The 19,704-nt window shown below is 57.5% G+C and carries 15 protein-coding genes; 6 read left to right on the top strand and 9 right to left on the bottom strand.

The window, feature by feature from the left end:
* Together GYA94_RS11435 and GYA94_RS11430 are read right to left on the bottom strand one after the other, a co-directional pair.
* Positions 1-1,571 (bottom strand): methyl-accepting chemotaxis protein (locus GYA94_RS11435; protein WP_161892345.1); only part of this gene is annotated, 1,571 nt, incomplete at its 3' end.
* 140 nt (positions 1,572-1,711) lie between these two features.
* The gene (locus GYA94_RS11430; RefSeq protein ID WP_161892344.1) at positions 1,712-2,473 is read right to left on the bottom strand and encodes an SDR family oxidoreductase; all 762 of its coding nucleotides are present in this window, start codon (positions 2,471-2,473) and stop codon (positions 1,712-1,714) included.
* A 177-nt stretch (positions 2,474-2,650) separates the two neighbouring features.
* On the opposite strand from GYA94_RS11430, the gene GYA94_RS11425 reads away from it, so the two are divergent.
* Positions 2,651-3,652: an NADP-dependent oxidoreductase gene (locus GYA94_RS11425; RefSeq protein WP_054911863.1), complete on the top strand. Its 1,002-nt coding sequence runs from the start codon at positions 2,651-2,653 to the stop codon at positions 3,650-3,652.
* A gap of 314 nt (positions 3,653-3,966) precedes the next feature.
* Complete coding sequence (locus tag GYA94_RS11420) at positions 3,967-4,857, top strand: glycosyltransferase family 2 protein (protein ID WP_110677928.1); 891 nt, start codon at positions 3,967-3,969, stop codon at positions 4,855-4,857.
* Here the strand turns inward: GYA94_RS11420 and GYA94_RS11415 are convergent.
* Both GYA94_RS11415 and pyrF read right to left on the bottom strand, forming a co-directional pair.
* On the bottom strand, positions 4,854-6,050 hold the full coding sequence (locus GYA94_RS11415; protein WP_110677926.1) for an O-antigen ligase family protein: 1,197 nt from the start codon (positions 6,048-6,050) through the stop codon (positions 4,854-4,856). The genes GYA94_RS11420 and GYA94_RS11415 overlap by 4 nt on opposite strands.
* Before the next feature lie 116 nt (positions 6,051-6,166).
* On the bottom strand, positions 6,167-6,868 hold the full coding sequence (gene pyrF, locus GYA94_RS11405) for an orotidine-5'-phosphate decarboxylase (RefSeq protein WP_009685949.1): 702 nt from the start codon (positions 6,866-6,868) through the stop codon (positions 6,167-6,169).
* 182 nt (positions 6,869-7,050) lie between these two features.
* Here pyrF and GYA94_RS11400 point away from each other — a divergent pair, with 182 nt between their 5' ends.
* On the top strand, positions 7,051-7,218 hold the full coding sequence (locus GYA94_RS11400) for a DUF2897 family protein (protein WP_009685950.1): 168 nt from the start codon (positions 7,051-7,053) through the stop codon (positions 7,216-7,218).
* A 103-nt stretch (positions 7,219-7,321) separates the two neighbouring features.
* Here the strand turns inward: GYA94_RS11400 and GYA94_RS11395 are convergent, their stop codons facing one another.
* The 3 genes from GYA94_RS11395 to GYA94_RS11385 all read right to left on the bottom strand — a co-directional run bounded on the left by GYA94_RS11395 (position 7,322) and on the right by GYA94_RS11385 (position 13,178).
* Positions 7,322-10,375 carry an NACHT domain-containing protein gene (locus tag GYA94_RS11395; RefSeq protein ID WP_161892343.1) on the bottom strand — a complete coding sequence of 1,018 codons (3,054 nt, stop codon included), beginning with the start codon at positions 10,373-10,375 and terminating at the stop codon, positions 7,322-7,324.
* Between the two features lie 265 nt (positions 10,376-10,640).
* Complete coding sequence (locus tag GYA94_RS11390) at positions 10,641-10,976, bottom strand: ComEA family DNA-binding protein (RefSeq protein ID WP_161892342.1); 336 nt, start codon at positions 10,974-10,976, stop codon at positions 10,641-10,643.
* Between the two features lie 405 nt (positions 10,977-11,381).
* Positions 11,382-13,178, bottom strand: a complete 1,797-nt coding sequence (locus tag GYA94_RS11385) for a hypothetical protein (protein WP_161892341.1) — start codon at positions 13,176-13,178, stop codon at positions 11,382-11,384.
* 417 nt (positions 13,179-13,595) lie between these two features.
* Between GYA94_RS11385 and GYA94_RS11380 the strand changes: the two genes are divergently transcribed.
* From GYA94_RS11380 to kdsA, 3 genes are all read left to right on the top strand, one after another.
* Entirely contained in the window at positions 13,596-15,527 is a 1,932-nt protein-coding gene (locus GYA94_RS11380) for a hypothetical protein (RefSeq protein WP_161892340.1), read from the top strand.
* 368 nt (positions 15,528-15,895) lie between these two features.
* Positions 15,896-16,171, top strand: coding sequence for a DUF3077 domain-containing protein (locus tag GYA94_RS11375; protein ID WP_009685953.1), 276 nt, complete (start codon positions 15,896-15,898; stop codon positions 16,169-16,171).
* A gap of 304 nt (positions 16,172-16,475) precedes the next feature.
* Positions 16,476-17,318, top strand: a complete 843-nt coding sequence (gene kdsA / locus GYA94_RS11370) for a 3-deoxy-8-phosphooctulonate synthase (RefSeq protein ID WP_161892339.1) — start codon at positions 16,476-16,478, stop codon at positions 17,316-17,318.
* Between the two features lie 47 nt (positions 17,319-17,365).
* Here the strand turns inward: kdsA and GYA94_RS11365 are convergent, their stop codons facing one another.
* Together GYA94_RS11365 and GYA94_RS11360 are read right to left on the bottom strand one after the other, a co-directional pair.
* Entirely contained in the window at positions 17,366-17,593 is a 228-nt protein-coding gene (locus tag GYA94_RS11365; protein ID WP_255326921.1) for a CBS domain-containing protein, read from the bottom strand.
* Positions 17,594-19,600 (bottom strand): polysaccharide biosynthesis protein, encoded by a 2,007-nt coding sequence (locus tag GYA94_RS11360; protein WP_054911858.1) that lies wholly within the window; start codon positions 19,598-19,600, stop codon positions 17,594-17,596.
* Positions 19,601-19,704 lie beyond the last annotated feature (104 nt).

The raw sequence follows: 19,704 nt of genomic DNA, 5'->3' as shown, positions 1-19,704 counted from the left end.
CGCTTGGCCAGCGCCCGCACCTCATCGGCCACCACGGCAAAACCGCGCCCCTGCTCACCCGCCCGTGCCGCTTCGATGGCGGCGTTCAGCGCCAGCAGGTTGGTTTGCTCGGCCACGCTCTTGATCACTTCCAGCACATCGCCAATGGTATGGATTTCGGCACTGAGGCTGTCGATGCCGGCACTGGCGGTTTCCGCCGCAGCGGCCAGTTGTTCGATGCGCTGCATGCTCTGGCGCACCACCTGCTGACCCGAGCCGACCTTGGCGTCTGCCGCCTCGGCCGCCTGGGCCGCTTCTTCGGCGTTGCGCGCCACATCGTGCACGGTGGCGGTCATCTGTTGCATGGCGGTGGCGACCTGTTCGGTTTCCTCTTTCTGGCTGCCCACCTCACGGTTGGTCTGTTCGGTCACCGCCGACAGCGCCTGGGCACTGCCTGCCAGTTGCTCGATGCCCTGCTGCAAGCCACTGACAATACCGGCCAGCCCCGCGGCCATCTGCTGCATGGCCTGCATCAACTGCCCCACTTCGTCACGCCGCGGCGCCTGGGCATCGAACGCCAGCTCGCCCGCAGCAATGCGCTGGGCGCGGGCGATCACATGCTTGAGCGGGCCAACCACCGCGCGGGTAATCAACCAGGCCGCCAGCACGCCGGCCAACAGCGCCAGCACCGTGGCCAGGCCAATGGCCAGGGCATTGCGCTGCAGCTCGCCCTGCAGGGCCTGCTCCTGCGCTAGGTAAGCCTGGTCGACGCGCCCGGTGACCTGCTCGGCACTGGCTTGCAACTGGTCCTTCAACCCTTGTTCACGGGCCAACTCGTCGGTGTATTCGTTGAGCTTTTCCGAGAAGCTGCCGATGTGCCCCGCCACTTCGCCCAGCACGCTCTGGTAACCGGCATCGGTAACGGCGCCCTGCAGCTGGCCGACCAGGCTGGCCGCCTCGACGGTTTGAGCAATGCGCTCTTTACTGACACCCTCTTCGCCCTTGCGGCTTTGCTCCAGGCGCACCCGCGCTTCGTCCATGGCCTGCAGCATCAGCCGCGACACCTGTGCCACCTGCCCGGCTTGCTCGAGAAACTCGCCGCCCTGCTGGCCTTGGGACTGCTTGAGGGTGTACACGCCATCGTCGGCCAGGCCGGCCTGCAGCACATCCAGGTTATTGGCCACGCTGGACACCGACCAGCTGGCCATGTCCAGCGCCAGCTCCTTGGCCTGCACCGCCTGCACGAAGGCCTCGAATGCCTGGCCGTAGGCCGCCAGGTCGGACTCTGCCGCCGTCAGCGCCGGCAGGGTACGGGAGCGCTCGGCCAGGCCCTTGAGGCCGCTGCGCAGCGCCTCGGCCTGTTTCAGGTCGGAACGCAGGGCAAATGCCTGTTCGTGCTGGCGCAAGCGCAGCAGGTCGGTATTGAACTGGGCCAGCTGGCGCAAGCTGTCGAAGCGCTGGCCCACGCTGTATAACGCCGCAACACCAATGGCTGCGACCGCCAGTGTCAGCAGCAGCACCAGGGCAAAGCCCAGCCCCAGTTTGCGGGCCATGCCCAGGTTGGCCAGCACACCATGCTTGCTCGCGCCCATTGCCCATTCCCCTTGTGCTTGCGAGGTTAACCCGAAGGCCAAGGTTGGCAACGTTGCCTGCTGCTGAACAAGGGCCTGACGTCAGAATAGTGTCAAATAGCTATGTCTTGTCGCTTTTAGCTGCGCTGAAGTCGGTTTCATCAGATCGCTGTCGCCCCACCGTCCACGGTCAGGCAGTGGCCAGTGGTGAACGCCGCGCCGTCGCTGCACAAGTACAGCACCGCACTGGCAATTTCCTCCACCTTGCCAATGCGCCCGACCGGGTGCATGGCCGCGGCGAATTCAGCCTTGCGCGGGTCAGCTTCATAGGCGCGGCGGAACATGTCGGTGTCGATCACCGCCGGGCACACCGCGTTCACGCGGATGCCCTTCTTGGCGTACTCGATGGCCGCCGACTTGGTCAGGCCGATGACCGCATGCTTGCTGGCACTGTAGATGCTCATCTTCGGCGCCGCGCCCAGCCCTGCCACCGAAGCGGTATTGACGATCACCCCGCCGCCCTGGGCCAGCAGCAACGGCAGCTGGTACTTCATGCACAGCCACACCCCCTTCACGTTCACGCCCATGATGGCGTCGAACTCGGCCTCGCTGCCATCGGCCAGGCGATGCTGCTCGATCTCGATACCGGCGTTGTTGAAGGCATAGTCGAGCCGGCCATAGGCCGCCATCAGCTCGTCGTGCAACTGGCGCACCGATGCGTCACGGGTTACGTCGCAGGCAATGAACAGCGCCTGGCCCCCCGCTGCCTGGATAAGCGCTACGGTGGCTTCACCGCCGACCGTGTCGCGGTCGGCCACTACCACCTTCAAACCCTGCTGGGCGAACCCCAGGGCGGTTGCCCGGCCAATGCCGGCCGCCGCGCCGGTAACCAGGGCTACCTGGCCAGAAAAGGTCATGCTCATCGCGCGCTCCTGTGACGGTATGGTGGGGTTCAGAGCATAGTCAGGCGTTGGCTGGCGGGGCAGCATCATCACATGAGCATTTGGGCTGCCATGCTTGTCAGTGATATTAAGGACCTGTCTTCATCAACAGGGTAGATTGAAGCCCTGTTTCCCTCCACTGCCTACAAGGACCCCGTCATGAGCCAAACCAACCGCCGCTTCCTGCTCGCCAAACGCCCGGTGGGTGCCGTGCGCCGAGACGACTTCAGCTACGAGACCGTACCTGCCGAGCAACCCGGCGAAGGCCAGGTGCTGGTGCGCAACCTGTACCTGTCGCTGGACCCCGCCATGCGCGGCTGGATGAACGAAGGCAAGTCCTACATTCCGCCCGTAGCCCTGGGCCAGGTGATGCGCGCGCTGGGCGTGGGCGAGGTGGTGGCTTCCAACCACCCGGACTTCAAGCCCGGCGACCATGTAAGCGGCGCGCTGGGCGTGCAGGACTACTTCACCGGCGAGCCCCAGGGCCTGCACAAAATCGACCCCAACCTGGCGCCGCTGCCACGCTACCTGTCGGCGCTGGGCATGACCGGCATGACCGCCTACTTCGCCCTGCTGGAAGTGGGCCAGCCCAAGGCTGGCGACACCGTGGTGATTTCCGGCGCGGCCGGCGCGGTGGGCAGCATTGTCGGGCAGATTGCCAAAGTGAAGGGTTGCCGCGTGGTGGGCATTGCTGGCGGCGCCGAGAAGTGCCAGTACCTGAAGGACGAACTGGGCTTTGACGGGGTGATCGACTACAAGGCCGAAGACGTGCTGGCCGGTTTGAAGCGCGAATGCCCGAAAGGCGTGGACGTGTACTTCGACAACGTGGGCGGCGAGATTCTGGACGCGGTGCTGACGCGCATCAACTTCAAGGCGCGCATCGTGATTTGCGGCGCCATCAGCCAGTACAACAACAAGGAAGCGGTGAAGGGCCCGGCCAACTACCTGGCATTGCTGGTGAACCGCGCGCGCATGGAAGGTTTTGTGGTGATGGACCACACCAAGGAGTACGGCAAGGCCGCACAGGAAATTGCCGGGTGGCTGGCCAGCGGACAGGTGAAAAGCAAGGAAGATGTGGTGGAGGGGCTGGAGACCTTCCCAGAGACCTTGCTGAAGCTGTTCAACGGTGAGAATTTTGGCAAGTTGGTGCTGAAGGTTTAACCCTACCCGAATGCGCAGCCCCCGGAAGTTGCGGCCCGGCTTCACGCCGGGCTGCGCAGCACAGCCCCCCTCGTTCCCGCACGCTCAGCAGGCGCCCGTGGCCCTGCTGGCGCCGCGAATTGCAGCACCCTTCGGCGTACCGGATTCACAGGTTGACCTTGCCTGTCAGATACCTGCCGTATCCCTTCGTTGCCCCTTCATTTAGAATGGGTAAAGCCTGAGCAAGACATTGGATTATCATCACTTCAGGCCTGGGCAAACAGGCAGTCTGCACCTAAGCGTCAGACAAAACGGATCAACGCTAGGGGTTTGAAATGTGTTCTGAGAATCACGCCGTTACTGACAATCCGTTGGTGACAGTGATCATCGCGTCTTACAACCATGCGCGCTACATCGAAGCCAGCATCATGAGCGTCATCAACCAGACCTACAAGAATATCGAGCTTCTGGTGATCGATGACGGTTCCAAGGACGACAGCCCCGCATTGCTCACGCGTTTGCAGCAGCAGCACGGTTTCTACCTACGCCTGCAGGCCAACCAGGGCCTGGCACGCACCCTCAACGATGCGATCGCGCAAGCCAAGGGCGACCTGATAGTGCCTTTTGGCTCTGACGACATCATGCTTGCGCACCGTATCGCCACCCAGGTGGCGTATATGCAGGGCAAGCCCGAGGTGGGAATTTGCTCAGCCAACATCGAAACCATCGACCAGGACGGCAAGGTGATGGGTGCCCGTGAGCAGCGCAACCGCAACCTGCCCTTCCGCCGCCTGGACTTCGACGACTTGTTCCTCGACCGCAAGCCAGGGCCCATGGCAGCCACTTTGATGCTGCGCCGTGAGGCCCTGGAAAAGGTAGGTGGCTTCAACCCGGATATCCGCCTGGAAGACGTTTACATCGAGTTGTCGATTGCTCGGGCCGGTTATTACATCGACGTGTTGGGTGAAGTACTGGCGCAGTACCGTGACCACCCTACCAATACCTTCAAGAACGGCCGCTTCATGGTTGATAACGTACTGCGAACCTTTGCAGTGTTCAGCGACCACCCGCAGTACGAGCAGGTTTGCATGAAATTCCGCAACTCCATGCTATTGAAGTACGCCAACCGGGACAAAGCGCTGAGCCGGGAAATGCTTGCGCAAATCCCGCTCAGGTACTGGAACCGCAAGACCCTGCGCGGGCTGTGGCGGTTGCTCTGGTCTTAAGTAACGCGGCCGCGCTGCCAATGGATCAGTGACTGCCCGTAGACCAGCGCCAACGGAATCCAGATCAGGAACCAATGCTCTTTCGGGCGTGACATGAACGCACTGCCTTCAGTCAGGCCCGAGACAAAGCCGAAGATCAGCCAGGTGGCAGCCAGCGTTACACCAGGGTGCTTGCGATAATTCCAGCAGAAGTACATGGCCAGGCTGTAGATCGTCATCCACAGCACCAAGCCCACCACCCCGCCTGAATACAGCACGCCCAACTCGATGTTATGGGGGTCGGCAAGCGTTTGCGCGAGGCCCGGAATAATCACGGTCATGGGCGCGTCGTAACCATGCCCCAGCCACGGATGCTCGCCAATCTGGCGCAGCGCCTCCAGCCAAATGGCCGGGCGATACGAAAAGCCCCGCTGCGTGAAGGCCTCCGGGTAGACCAGCACCATGCCCAGCAGCGCGACCAACACCGCAGCCAGCGCCAACAGCCCGCGTTTACGGTCGCCGACAATAATCAGCCACGCCAATGCAGCGCCAAGGCCCATCAAAGGCGTCCGCGAACCTGTGGCTACTACCGTGGCGCCCAGGATCGCCAGGCACACCAGCGACATTGGATCGAGCAGGCGCTTTGCCTGGAACCAGTACGCCAGCCATACGGCTGTGAAAGCGCCCAGCACATGAGCGGTTAGTAGAGGGTTGTATAGGGCCCCGTAACCTTCCAGCCGGCTGGCACCCGCTGGCCGTTGGTAAAGCAGGAAATAGCCGAGGTATAGGGCCGCCGCTATCCCTACCAGAGTTGCAGCGATGCGCACGCACTGCTGGAGATGGGCCGGGGCATGCAGGCTGATCATGCCCGCCGATAGCAGCACCATGGCGATGTACAACGGCCTTTTCAGCAAGCTCCCTGCGGAGTTGGCCGAGTCGGACCATGCAATGCTCAACATGGTGTACGCACAAAACACCAGGAATGCGATGAATAAAGGATTGCCGGCCAGCTTTTTCAGCATTGCCGGCTGCAATAGCAGCGCCACCAAGGTTGGCATTGCCAGCAGGATATAGAACAGCTTGTGGTAGAGAGAACGTTCCCCCACCCAGAACATGCCCGTGAGCATGACCAGCCAACCCAAAGGGAGAACATAGCTGTTGACCTTCCTTCCCCAGCGCTGGGCCGGGGATTCGACTAATACATCGGCTGACATTGACGTTCTCGACAAGAGTGGGGAACTCACGGGCTGCTTACTCGATGTGACCGTAACACAGGCATGTGAACAGAGCGCCTAACGCGCAAGGCTTTGGCCCAACGATGGCTCGGCACTCAGTTGCGAATTTCGGCAACAACGGCTGACAGCGCCTGGCCAGGGTTTGCCGCTTGGCTGATGGGCCGGCCGATCACCAGGTAATCCGAGCCGGCATCCAGCGCTTGGCGCGGGGTGAGGATGCGGCGCTGGTCATCCTGCGCGCTACCCGCCGGGCGAATACCCGGGGTCACCAGCTGCAGCGCGGGGTGCGCCGCCTTCAAGGCCGGGGCCTCCAACGCCGAGCAAACCAGCCCGTCCATGCCCGCTTTCTGCGCCAATGCCGCCAGTCGCAATACCTGCTCTTGCGGGTCTACATCCAGGCCGATGTCGGCCAGGTCTTCACGTTCCATGCTGGTCAGCACGGTCACGCCAATCAGCAACGGCTGCGGGCCGCTGCGCTTGGCCAGCTCTTCGCGGCAGGCCGCCATCATGCGCAGGCCACCGGAGCAATGCACGTTGACCATCCACACCCCCATTTCGGCCGCTGCCTTTACCGCCATGGCCGTGGTGTTGGGGATGTCGTGGAACTTGAGGTCGAGGAACACTTCGAAGCCCTTGGCGCACAAGGTTTCGACAATACCCGAAGCGCTGCTGGTGAAGAGCTCTTTGCCCACCTTTACCCGGCACAGCGCAGGGTCAAGCTGGTCAGCCAGCTTCAGGGCGGCATCACGGGTCGGGAAATCCAGGGCGACGATCAGGGGCGTCTGGCAGGCGGACATGGCAGGGTCTCTTGGCAAGTCGAAAACGGCGCGCATTGTAAACGAAGTGGCGCGGGCTTTGGGGCCCGCAGGTCACGGAATTGGCCCGGCACCGGCCGGCACCTATAATTGAACCAACGGAACGGGTAATTGCTCAAACTTTACACAAGCGTTGCCCATGGCCCGATCAAAGGAGAACGACAATGCCCTGGTATGCCTGGCTGATCCTCATCATAGCCCTTGGCTCCATCGTCGGCGGGTTGATGATGCTGCGCGACACAGCGAAAAAACTGCCGCTGACCGACGAGCAACTGCGCAAGGTGCATGAGCGCAACGCCGAGGCAGATGCCAAGGATGCGCGGGATCGCTAACGCCCTTGCGCCTGTTAGCTTCTGCGTCTCTGTGTGAACGTAGCCCTATTGTAGGTGCTCGCAAGCGAGCACCTAGCTGAAGGCAGTACAGCCTAAGCTTGCCTTAACGATCCAAGCCTAACCATCGCTCCTCCAAACGCGCGAGGGCGGTGATTGAACTCTCCTTCCCTACCGACAATTTGAACTCAGCCGGCCACTCACCAGTAACGCCTACACGGTCAACCTCCAAGCGCCGTACATATAGCCTACGCCCATAGTCAGTGAGCAGCTCACCCATTACACGAGCAATTTCCGCTCGCACCACATTGCCCGCAAAAATTTGACGAGCAACAGTTTTGCGATCCTTGAACATACGCGCTATTTCTTTCAGCCATCGTACCAACTGGAAGGCACATGCTGCACCAACAAGCAAAGACATGGCACCGATAACATAGCGTTCATAGGCAGAGAGCCAATATATCAAAATAGCTATGAACCCACCAACCAGACCTAGAATTACGGCCGTCGCACTTGAAATAAACCAAAAATTCTTAGTGACCGCCAATTTTAGTAGCGACCGTACGCCGCGCGAGACAAAGAGATAGTCCAGTATCAATACCGTCAAGAGTAAACATATAACCAGGTGCAAAGCCGAGTACTCGCTACAAATAGGATAAATACATACCAGCGAATTATGGCGACTTGATGAGAACGCAAAAATATTTAAGCCTGCAAAGACCCAAAAAACAGCAAAAATCATAAGCCTTATGAAAACAGGTAAATCCGCCCAATAAGTGGAATCGAAAACTGAGTTGGCAATACGTTTGGAAATCTTCTCCGACCCCAGAAGCTCACGCTCATGAATAACTTCCGTAATCTCTCTGAACACATCATTTCGGCCGGTTAACCCCATAACCGCAGCATTCATGATCGAAAATAAAAATAGCAAGGGTGAAAGCGTGAGTAGCGCAATGGCCGCCACGAATGATATCTGCTGGTTCCTGACCCTGAGCTGGGCAATAGTGCCAACTCCCTTCAAGGCCTCAGACAAAGACAAGCTCAACAGAATACCTTTCCGCGCCCGCCAGAACCTAACATCTGGTATTGCAAGCACATAAGATATGATCACATTCTCCAAAGCCGGCTCCACCCGTGGCAGGTGTCGGCAGGCCCGGAAAGCGGTTTCTTGCAGCCACTCATTACCGCCCGAAAGGGCCAAAGATAGAAGAGGCATCGTTTCTGCTTCGGGTAGTAGACCAGTCGCTTCAAGGCAGATTTTGGCCATGACAAGGCTGTCACCGCCTTGGACATGCTCACCAATGAACCGGTGAAGTTCGCCCTCAAAAGACTTCACTGCGCTGCGCCTGGAACAAAACGCATCCACTAGAAAACGCAGACAGTGAATGGCGCGTATGCGCTGAGATTCAACATCGAAACTGCCCTTGATCTCGTCCCAACACAGCCTGGCGATTCGCTCAGCTTCATCGGGCTGACAGATTTGCGCGTAGAGCACCAATGCATCACGCCCCCTAGAGTCGGTAGGGATGTCTGAGATGGGTGCCTCATTGGGGTTCTCGAGCAGTCTGCGCGTTACAAAGTACTCAAGAAAGCGCCTGTGGACGAATGCGAACGACTGCTCATCGCCCGTGGTAACGCGTGCGATCCGAATGCCCCGTAATGTACTGATCACCAGATCGATTTTTTTGGAACCGAAATGACCACTGATATCTTTTACGGGAGCCTCCAACCCATAAGAGGATATGGTGAACACGAACCACGCAATTTCAGTAGAGAGGCTCATGAATTCGGCAATAGTCACCCCCGCCTCGTGAAGACGCTGTTCCCGGCGTTTGAGCCTTTTTAAGATATAGCCCTCGTAAATTTGGGCTTGATTGTCCGGCAGCCCAGCATTGTCTTTGACCCAGTCACCCAACAACGCCATCATGAACGGGTTGCGGACCAATGGGACAAGATCACGACGCTCACTGAACAGTGTCACCCCTCTTTCACGTGTGAAGCTGGCGAATCGCGATAAACCATGAAGCACACTCGCTTCAGAAAGCGGGCGGATTTCGAGTACTTTCTGCGCCAGGAACGACTGCGTCGGCCGACGGAATATGCGGGAGGCTAAAATTCCTTTGGACTCCGGGTGGTCGCCTATGAACCGAGAGATGACTCGCGACAGGGCGTCGACCACCTCCTCATCCTGGCCAGTATCGAGTAACTCAGAAATCTCGTCGAAAGAATCGAAAATGAAGAACAGCCTGCCGGCATGCCACAGCCTGGTAAAATACTCATTTGCGAAACTCTCGAGAAAATCGTCGTCTTTGGTAATGCTGGCTAATACGAAGGACTTCAAGTCTCTAAAGTCAAAGCTGATCCGCCCGCTGTCAACCACGCGCTTAGGCACCCACTCTCTCAAATTGATATAAATAGGGATACGTTTCGTGGCATTGACTTCATCCATCATATCGAGTGCGAGCTTACGCAGTGCGACGCTTTTTCCCGCACCGGGCACACCTAACAACAGGAATGACTGAAGCTTTCTGTCGACCTTGATCGCCTCTTGCAAATTTAATACTTTTTTGCGAGTTGCAACACCATGACTGGAAAGCACCTCAACCTCGGCTTCCAACTCTGCATAATGCTCTGGATTCCAATTGCTTTGCCGGTCGAGCGTAACAAGGTCGTTACGTAGAATTGAGCAGAACGCCTTCAGTCTCTTTTCGAAGTTTTCCTCAGGAAAATCGTCCTTCAAGGGCGCCGAACCATTGCCAGTGATTGTCCTGTCTCGCGTGAAGTAGAAAACCATCAGCACAACCAGCGCATAGAAGACCAAAACCGATATCGGTGTGGTCACATTGAAATCCAGCTTCTTCGCCCACGCCGGTAGCCATTCCAGGTTCTTGGATGAAACCGCTGAGGCAACCGTGGCCCCTAGCACGGCCGACCAGCCTTGCACGCTTGCCGTTAGCGCGATGGCACCCAAGAGGCAAGCCATGCGAATTTTGTTGACGCCGTAACCTGCCGGCATTACCAATGGCCGAAGCATCCACACCAGAGCGCTGATGAAAATCGCCAAACCGATTGCTAGCCCACCTGACGCAAATACTGCCGTGCATACGACAACGATGGAAATAACCAAAATCCAGATGACAAATTTTTGATTCTGCGACATTACAGATAAGCGTCCTATGCTTGAGTGGTTTCGATGCGGACGCGACTATACCGACAAGTGCCTCGCCGGTCATCTTGCACACCCCTCCCAGCTGTCAATTGCTATTCGGCGGATACTTCGGCCCCTTTCTTGATGGCCGATAGCGTTGAGACTCATCGATATGAATACGGTAGGGCTGGATCATCAGCGCAAGCACCTTCCAAGGTAGACGCATGTGTATTTACAAAAAGCAGGGCCGGGGATTATACCCCGGCCCCTTCGTCGCTTACTCCACCATCACTTTGTCGCGGTTACGCTCGAGCAGGGCGTTGCCTATCCCCTTGATCTCCAGCAACTCATCCACCGAAGCAAACGGCCCGTTCGCCTCGCGGTAGGCCACAATAGCCTCGGCCTTGGCCTTGCCAATGCCATTCAGCTCCTTCTGCAGGGTCAGGGCATCGGCCTTGTTCAGGTCCAGCCGTTGCGGCTGCTGCACCTGCTGCTGGCTGACTATCGGCACCGGATCGGCAACCGCTGCCGTATTGGCCGGGGCGGCACTGAGGGAAAAGGACAGACTGGCGAACAGGGGCAGCAGCAGGTAGGACAGAACGTTATTACGCATGGTGAAGACTCCTTGGGTTGGTCATTTGCCAGCAGCCGTTTTCCTTCGGCTGCGCCAACAACCCTAGCGTTAACCCCTACCGCCCAACAGCCACGCCCCCATAGGATTAGTTACTGAATCATTCAGCGAAGTGGCCAACCTGGTCGACCCTTCACGCGTATGGATTTCACCAAGGCAAGCCACAGTTCCGACCGGCATAAGGCCTTGGTAACCGCCCTATTCACACATTCCTATTGCCACGATAGCCCCTTCTCACGCCTGCCCGGGCCTATTCCCACAGCACCCACTGAACAGTTCAACCAGCACAAATGATACTGCTCAGGGAGAGCGGCCGGCATCGCGATGCAAAACTTGCCAGCCTTACTGCAACCAATCCTTAATGATGAACTGACAAGACGTCCATCATCAGCGGTTCTTCAACTCCACTGGGCACTTTTTGAGATTCTTCAATTGTTCCAGGGTGATATTCGGATAATTTACAGTGTATTCTTTATTGTGCAGATTTATAATGGAAATCGATCCGGCTTTGTAACCACTATTGGTTCCAATGAATTTGATGTCAACCCCCCCTTCCACCAAGGCATATGCTACCCGCCTTAGATGATCACCACGCGTATTGGGCCCACATATCAAGGCGTTCGATAGCGCCGCCTTATGCCTTGGCCCTACAAAAAAGTTTAGCGAGTATTTAATCGATTTTTTTTCGAGCGCTTTGGCCACACGACCTCTGTCTGCAGGTTTAAAGTAGTACACGACATCATTTACGCTTGTTTCCCGCTTCTTTTTTCGAATCTCAGCAGGTCTTTTCCCGAGGCTTTCATAATCAACCTCAAAATTGAAAGGTGGGCTTTCACCGACATAAGTCAATACCGCCACGGGGTAAGCATAATTGATATTTTCCTGCTTACCAAAATTCCAGGTCAGCACCCACTTATTCTTCAAAAGCGGGATCGCTTCCATTTTAGGTAACTTAGAGGCCTGTGCGATGAGGGCATCAACCTCTCCTTGAGCAGATTTCGGGTCGATCGCACTCCATTTCCCTACGTACTTTGCGGGATCAATACGCATGTCATTGACTATCGGCTTACCGTAGGTATCGTATACTATCTTACCCCTCTCTTTGACCCACGTTGTTTTGGACAAACAGTCCACGTCACGAGCCGATATACATTGCACCGCGTTGTAGGCATCCTGCGCATTTGGGGAATATGCCTTGAATTCATCAGTCCCCCTTTGAATCAATACAGCGCCAGAGGACCTCAAAAACCCATCTTTGATCGCTTGCTCGTCGCCACCAGCGGCAGCCACCGCGATACCACCGGCAGCCCCGGCTATGGCCGCTTTCTTAACTACCTCTCCAACGCTCCCCGCCGGGAGTTGCGCGACGGTGGACCCTTGCTGTGAAGTGGCTGCAGCCAACAACCCGGCGCGCAGTGCCAGGTCAGCGTTACCCGTTTGACGGTAGGTTGACCAGGCTGCATATGCCGCGGCACCTGCAGGCCCGCCGTAGGCGGCGGCCACTGAAGCTGCTGCTGAATTGATCAGCGAACTCTGCTGTGTGGCTTTGGCAAAATTCTCTTCGTTGGCCCTGAGTTGTTCGGTGCCAACCTCCCACATGGCATCGATCACCTTGCCATCTTGTACTCGCTTGACCGCGCTATCGAAGATGTCCAACTCTGATTTGGCTTGGTTCTCTAGAAATTGGCCTGCCGCCTCTCCTGCATCAACCGCATCATCGAAACTGCGCCGCCCTTGTTCACCAACATCTTGCCAGGACCTAACATAGGTCGCAGCTGCATCATTGGCTACCGTATAGGTAGTTCTAACGGTATCTTCGCCTGCCTTCCTGACTGTCGCGATTACATCTCCATTGCTTTTTTCCAGTGTTCGAACCACATCGCCGGCGCTATTGTAGAAGGATGTGAGTGTGGCATCACCCAACTCCCTAATGACTCGAGTTGAATCGCCCAAACCGCCCAGTAATCCTTGAACAGGCTGTGACAACGCCTTTGGATATTTTACAAGGGGGATCAGCGGCCCCCCAAGCAATAGATCAGAGCCGCCCAGGGAAATGTTGATTGAGGCATTATTGAAAACGGATGTTGTAGGGGCTATTGCGCTCAGGCATTCCTGGCAGGCATGTGCAGGCGATGTCAGCAGCACCGGTACGAACGCAGTCCAAAAACGGCGATGTCTCCACATGTGCGCTCCCTCCCTTATCCGTCTTGACGATAGACCAATCTGCCCCTGGACGTGAGAAACTTCAAAGTGGCGTGTTCTGCAAACGCTGGGCCTGCCCAACTCAGCCCGACCCCCACTTCGGTAGTGCCGGCAAACATGACCCCATCTTGCTCAACTGCCACAAGCACCTGCTGGGCATGAGCGTTGCCCTGATGAACAACGTAGTGTTCGCTAAGAGCTTTTGCTATTAACGGCGCTACACAAGCTGCGCGTGCTGAAGCGACATGAGCCGCCCTATGCGCGGGGTTGCTACCGCGAACACCGGTAAAACCGGCTCATCCACTGAAAGCAGCATACCTCACGCACAATGGCACATTGACATCTCGCAATATTGTGGCATTAAAGGCGTTGATTATTTGCACATGCCAAGGATGCGCGATGCCGAGCGGAAAAAAATCCACACCCAGCCAGCTATGGAACCATCTGGTCAAGGATGCGGGCCTGGAGCTGAACCTGAAGAAAAAACCCGGTCGTGATGCCGACTTGGAGTTGGAGGTACTCCGGCAGCTAGACCCCGCCCACGGCACCCCGTCGGCCTACCCTAGCGTTAAAGCGCTGCTCAAAGCCGACCAACAGGCAGCGGCACCGGCCGTAACGGTAGAACGCTTGCTGGTGGCCGTGCTGGAATCCCAGAAAGGTTTTGCGGCGATGATGGGCGAGATTCTCGACACGCTGGCCATGGCCGAAGCCACCTTGGGTGAGCACAACCTGACTATCGACTTCAGCTATGACGCGGTGACCGATAGCCACCTGAAACAGACCTTGGAACAGTTCCGGGTAGATGAAGAGCGCACCCGTAGAGTATGTGTCAGCCGCTTTGTTTCGCTGTCGCAAGAACAACGCAGTGAGATCTACAGCATTCTCCGCACCCTGGATTACCCCCGCCTGGGCGACCGCGACGATCGCCTTCCGCTCACACCCCAGGTCGATGCCACACCTGCTCCGGCACTGTTCCGTGCCCCATTGCTTGCGCTGGAAACGATGGTGGCAGACTTTCTTCAACTGTGCCGCGTCTATGGTGAGTCGCGAAAGGCTAATTACAGCCGTATAAGGCCAGACGGACGTTGGCAAGATTTCAGCGAGGAAGAGAAGCAAGCTATTTCCAGGGCCGCCGCTGCGACTGATTACTGGGACGTTGATATCGTCGATAGCATCAACTTCATCAAACACCGCGCAAGCACCACACCCTCGGAGCAAACCTCACTACTGGCCACGCTGAATGAGGCCGTGGCGTTGATCCCGACCAAGCAACAGTGGGTCGACGAAACCTACAAGCAATTGCTCGACCTACTGAACCTGCCAACCTGGAAACGGCGCCACGAGCTGTATTCGGTTTGGGTTGGCACACGGCTGCTCAACGTAGCCAAAACCCATGCAAGCCAGCTCACCTTCCACACGCGCGGCAAGGTGCTGTCGTTCGCCTTTGGTGGAAGTGCGTTGGCCACCTACACGTACAACGGCGAGCAGTTCGCAATCAAATGCGAGGTACGCAGCGACCTGGTAGGTACCAGCACCAAGCGCAAGCGCGCCATTCAGCCAGACTTCAGGGTGTTCCGGGAAGGCGGTACCGCCACCCCCAACGACGCCACCTACCTGGTGGTTGAATGCAAGCATTACCTCCAACAAAATGTGAACAACTTCGCTACCGCCGCCAGCGATTATGCACGCAGTTGCCGCTACGCCACTGTATTGGTGGTGAACCACGGCCCCGTGGAAGAACCCAAACTGTTGAGCGCCGTGGAACCTGAAGTTCAAAACCGCGCACGCTTCATCGGCGATGCCACGCCTGGCACGCCGGCCCAACTGCAAGCCTTTCTACAAACTGCGCTGTTCTCGACCCCCGCCAGGGCGCCGTCGGTTCCTTCACCCCGCGCCCAGGCAAGCGCCAATGCCCCAAGAACCGGAAGCCTGACCTTGCCACTGTTGTCGGTGGAGGTGGAATGGGACGCCGCGTTACAAGACATTGACCTTGCCCTGGCCTTCGATCCCGATGCGACCAATCAACCTGTCGAAATCAATTACGGCAACAAAGGCAGCATGGGTGCGCCCTACTACGCGATGCTACAGCAGGATGTACGCAGCGGCCCCGGCAAAGAGACGATTGATATCTACCAACTGACGTCGCGGCGATACGAAGTGATAGTGCGTAACTACTCGAACATAGGCTATCTCCCAGCAGCGCACCTGTGCGGACGCATCTTGCTCGGCAATCACCGAATCTTGGCGACTCCACCCGTGGATAACGTCACCGAATGGAAAATGGCGGTTTTGATGATTGATGCAGACGGCACAATCACCGTCGAATCCTGACTCTGCCGCCCTCACCAGCGCCACGGGGACGTGAGGAGCGGGTGCAGGCTGACATGTCAGACTTTCCTGAAACACTTCCCCGCCTCTTCAGCTTTGGACAACAAGCGAACTATCCTACGCTCCGGTCAGAAGCAGCTGAATAGCCGGGGAAATGCCCCAGGGATAACTTCACCGGGTCGCCGATTTGGTGACCGGGTGTGAGAACCCGACGCGAGTTATCTGGCTTGACTGTAATGGCAGTCGTACGCGGGCAGACTACGGTCTGGCCGGGCTTTGTAGCTCCCTCGGTTTCTCACCCCGTGTACGACTGCCACCCTGATCCGTGAGAAAGATCCGCGTGGCGGTTCCACTTTTCAGGAGCTACAGCCATGAAAAACCACGACCAAGCCCCCATCCTAACCGCAGGCATCGAAACCTTCCTCGAAGCCGGCAACCCCACCCTGGACCTGCTGCGCGTGCAACCCGGCGTTCCGGTAGACGATGCGTATGAGCACGTCTCCGTGCTGCTAGGCTACTGCAAGCACCTGGTACGCGAAGGCGACATGGAAGATGACCACAAGATGCTGGGCGCAGCGGATTATCTACTGGCCCTGGCCAAGGCCCTGATGAACGACATCGAAATTGCCAAGAACAAACGCCACTAAAAGCACTGCCACCAGGCAATCCAAACCCAGTGATCGGGTCGCGGTAACGGGACAAGCCCGTCCCCCGTCCACACCACCGGAGGTGCGGTTTTCCGCACCCGGCGGTTGGACAGCAGGCAAATGCGGCGATACCCCCGACCGAAATTGAATGCATACGAGCCGGCCAAAAGCTTACCTCCCCGCGAATGCTCAAAAAGCGGCAGAAAGATTGTAGAATCCCCCCGTCTGCAGTTAGCAAGGGCATGCTGACTACAATTCCTTTGCCATGTCCCAATGGCTGCCCTTTGGGCCTATCGAGTAAAAAATGATCAAGATCAACTCCACCATCGAATGCTCCAACTCGGCTCCTTTTGTGCTGTTCGGCGGCATCAATGTTCTCGAGTCTGAAGACCTGGCGCTGACCGCCTGTGCCGAATACGTGCGCGTAACGCAGAAGCTGGGCATCCCATATGTGTTCAAAGCCAGCTTTGATAAAGCGAACCGCTCATCGATCCACTCCTACCGTGGCCCCGGCATGGAAGAAGGGCTGCGGATCTTCGAAAAGGTGAAGGCCGAGTTCGGCGTACCGATCATCACCGACGTTCATGAAATCTACCAGGCGGCCCCGGTCGCGGAAGTGGTCGATGTACTGCAGCTGCCAGCTTTCCTCGCCCGCCAGACAGACCTGGTGGTCGCCCTTGCCAAAACCGGCAAGCCAGTGAATATCAAAAAGCCGCAATTCCTTAGCCCGTCGCAAATGCAGAACATCGTGCACAAGTTCAAGGAAGCGGGTAATGACCAGCTGATCTTGTGTGACAGGGGAACTTGCATGGGCTACGACAACCTGGTCGTGGATATGCTTGGCTTCGGCGTCATGAAACGCACCTGCGAAGACCTGCCGATCATCTTTGACGTCACCCATGCCCTGCAAAACCGTGACCCATCCGGCGCCGCTTCCGGGGGCAGGCGTGAGCAGGTGGTAGAGCTGGCGCGTGCGGGAATGGGCGTGGGCCTGGCCGGCCTGTTCCTGGAAGCCCACCCTAACCCTGATCAAGCCAAGTGTGACGGCCCCAGCGCCCTGCCACTGGACAAGCTGGAACCCTTCCTGGCGCAAATCAAGGCGCTTGATGACCTGGTCAAGTCGTTCCCGCCGTTGGCCATTGCTTAAGCTGCGATGATGAACTGGGCCGCTTCTGCGTTAGAAGCGGCCTAGTATCAAGACCCAGGGTTGCCGTCGAAAATCTCGACAACACCGACCATGGCGCCGCCGGGGCCCACCACTACCAGGGCACGGATCTTGTTTTCCAGCATGTAGGCTTCAACAACGGACACGCGGCAATCTGCGGCGATGGCATGAGGGTTCAACGTCATGAATTCGGTAACGGGAGAATGAATGACCTGGTTACCCTTCAGCAAGGCACGGCGCAGACCGAAAAGCAGCAATTAGCTTTTTTGTTGTTGCTGGTAGATCCAGTCGACAATTTCACCTGATGGCGCGTAGCCGTTGACCAATTCCCTCAGTAATTGGCGGATACGGGCAAAATCATCAACGGCAACAGCGTTAAGCATTACACCCAGACGTTCACGTAAAAATTCCCAGCCTACATAGTCTTCATTCGCCACCATGATCATGGGATGAACCGTAGGAGAAACGTCGTCACCGATCAACAGCTCTTCAAACAGTTTCTCCCCCGGGCGCAACCCTGTGAACTCAATTGCGATATCGCCGCTGGGGTTCGCTGGACTACGCACGCTAAGGCCCGACAGGTGAATCATTTTTTCGGCCAGCTCCACGATTTTCACCGGCTCGCCCATGTCGAGAACGAAGACGTCCCCGCCTTGGCCCATAGCCCCGGCCTGCACGACCAATTGGGCAGCTTCGGGGATAGTCATGAAATAGCGGGTGATTTTTGGGTGCGTAACCGTGATCGGGCCACCGCTTTTGATCTGCTTGTGAAACAACGGTATCACCGAGCCAGAGGACCCCAGTACGTTGCCAAACCGCACCATGGTGAAGCGGGTTTTATTGACTCGCGCAACCTTGCTGCTGTCACCGTACAACACGGGAGCCGTCTCGCGGCTGAGGGCTTGTAAAATCAACTCCGACAGCCGCTTGGTGCCGCCCATTACATTAGTAGGCCGTACTGCCTTGTCGGTGGAGATGAGCACAAAGTTCGCGACGCCTGACTGCAGAGCCGCCTGCGCCGTACAGAGCGTGCCATAGACATTATTCAGAATGCCCTCGGCCATGTTGTGTTCAACCATCGGCACATGCTTGTAAGCGGCCGCATGATAGACAGTGGCTACACGCCAGGTCGCCATCACATCTGCCAGATGTTGCTGATTACGCACTGAGCCCAGAATGGGCAACAGCCTCACCGAAAGCGATTCGCGTGCAATGCGCTGCTCCAGTTCGGTAAGAATCGCGTAGAGGTTGTACTCACTATGATCGAACAGCAGCAATGTAGTAGGCCCGAGCCCGATGATCTGGCGGCAAAGCTCTGAGCCTATGGAGCCCCCTGCCCCGGTAACCAGGACCGTTTGCTTGTAAATACAGCGTTCGAGCAGATCTTCCTGGGCTGGCACTGGGTCCCGCCCAAGCAGGTCGGCAATGTCGACATCCTGAATGTCGTCTACCTTGACCCGGCCACTGGCCAGGTCGGCAAAGGCCGGCACACTGCGCACATGCAGCGGGTAGGGCTCAAGCAGGGCCAGTATCTCTTTGCGCCGGGCGCGCGACACGGAAGGCAGGGCCAACAGGATCTCTTGCGCTCCGGTTTCCTTGATCATCTGCTGCAGATGCTTCGGTTTGTAGACCTGCAAGCCGGAAATGACCCGATTGGCCAGATCGCCATCGTCATCGATGAACGCCACCGGACGCATCACACGGCCCATGCGCAGCGCTGCAAGCAACTGGTTGCCGGCCGTGCCAGCGCCGTAGATAGCCACTTTGACCAAGCCGTCATCGCGGCTGGCGAACGGTATCTGATGGGCGCCTGTAAACCAGTCACCCATGAAATACTGGCGCATGACCAGGCGCAACCCGCCAATGATCACCATGCTCAACCACCAATAGTTGAACACGATGGAGCGAGGGACGAGGACCTGGTGGTTGCTGTACCAATACACAACCACGGCCAATATCAGCGATGACAGGGTGACCGCCTTGATGATGGCGACCAAGGCGTCATTACCGAAATAACGCATTACCGCCCGGTACATGCCAAAGCGAATGAACAGCGGAATGGCCACCACCGGTGCAGCCATGAACAACCAGCGATGCTCGACTATAGGGTTGTACATCTCGTCGATGCCCAGGCGCACGATGAACGACAACCACAGTGCTAGCCAGATCAACACCACGTCGGCGCACACTTGCACCAGGCGTTTTTGCCGCCTGGACAGATTGACGAGGTATTCACGCACCCTGCTGTTCTTCGCTGCGCTCATCTGGCATGCCTCAGCGCGAACAGGCTGCGAATGACGGCCGGCGGCGTTTCAGGGGCCAGGCGCAGGGTAGGTTCACCTGCTGGATGCCTTGGGAGCTTGCTCAT

Source organism: Pseudomonas juntendi, from assembly GCF_009932375.1.
Lineage (GTDB): Bacteria > Pseudomonadota > Gammaproteobacteria > Pseudomonadales > Pseudomonadaceae > Aquipseudomonas > Aquipseudomonas juntendi.
This window is presented reverse-complemented; position numbering and strand designations above follow the sequence as displayed.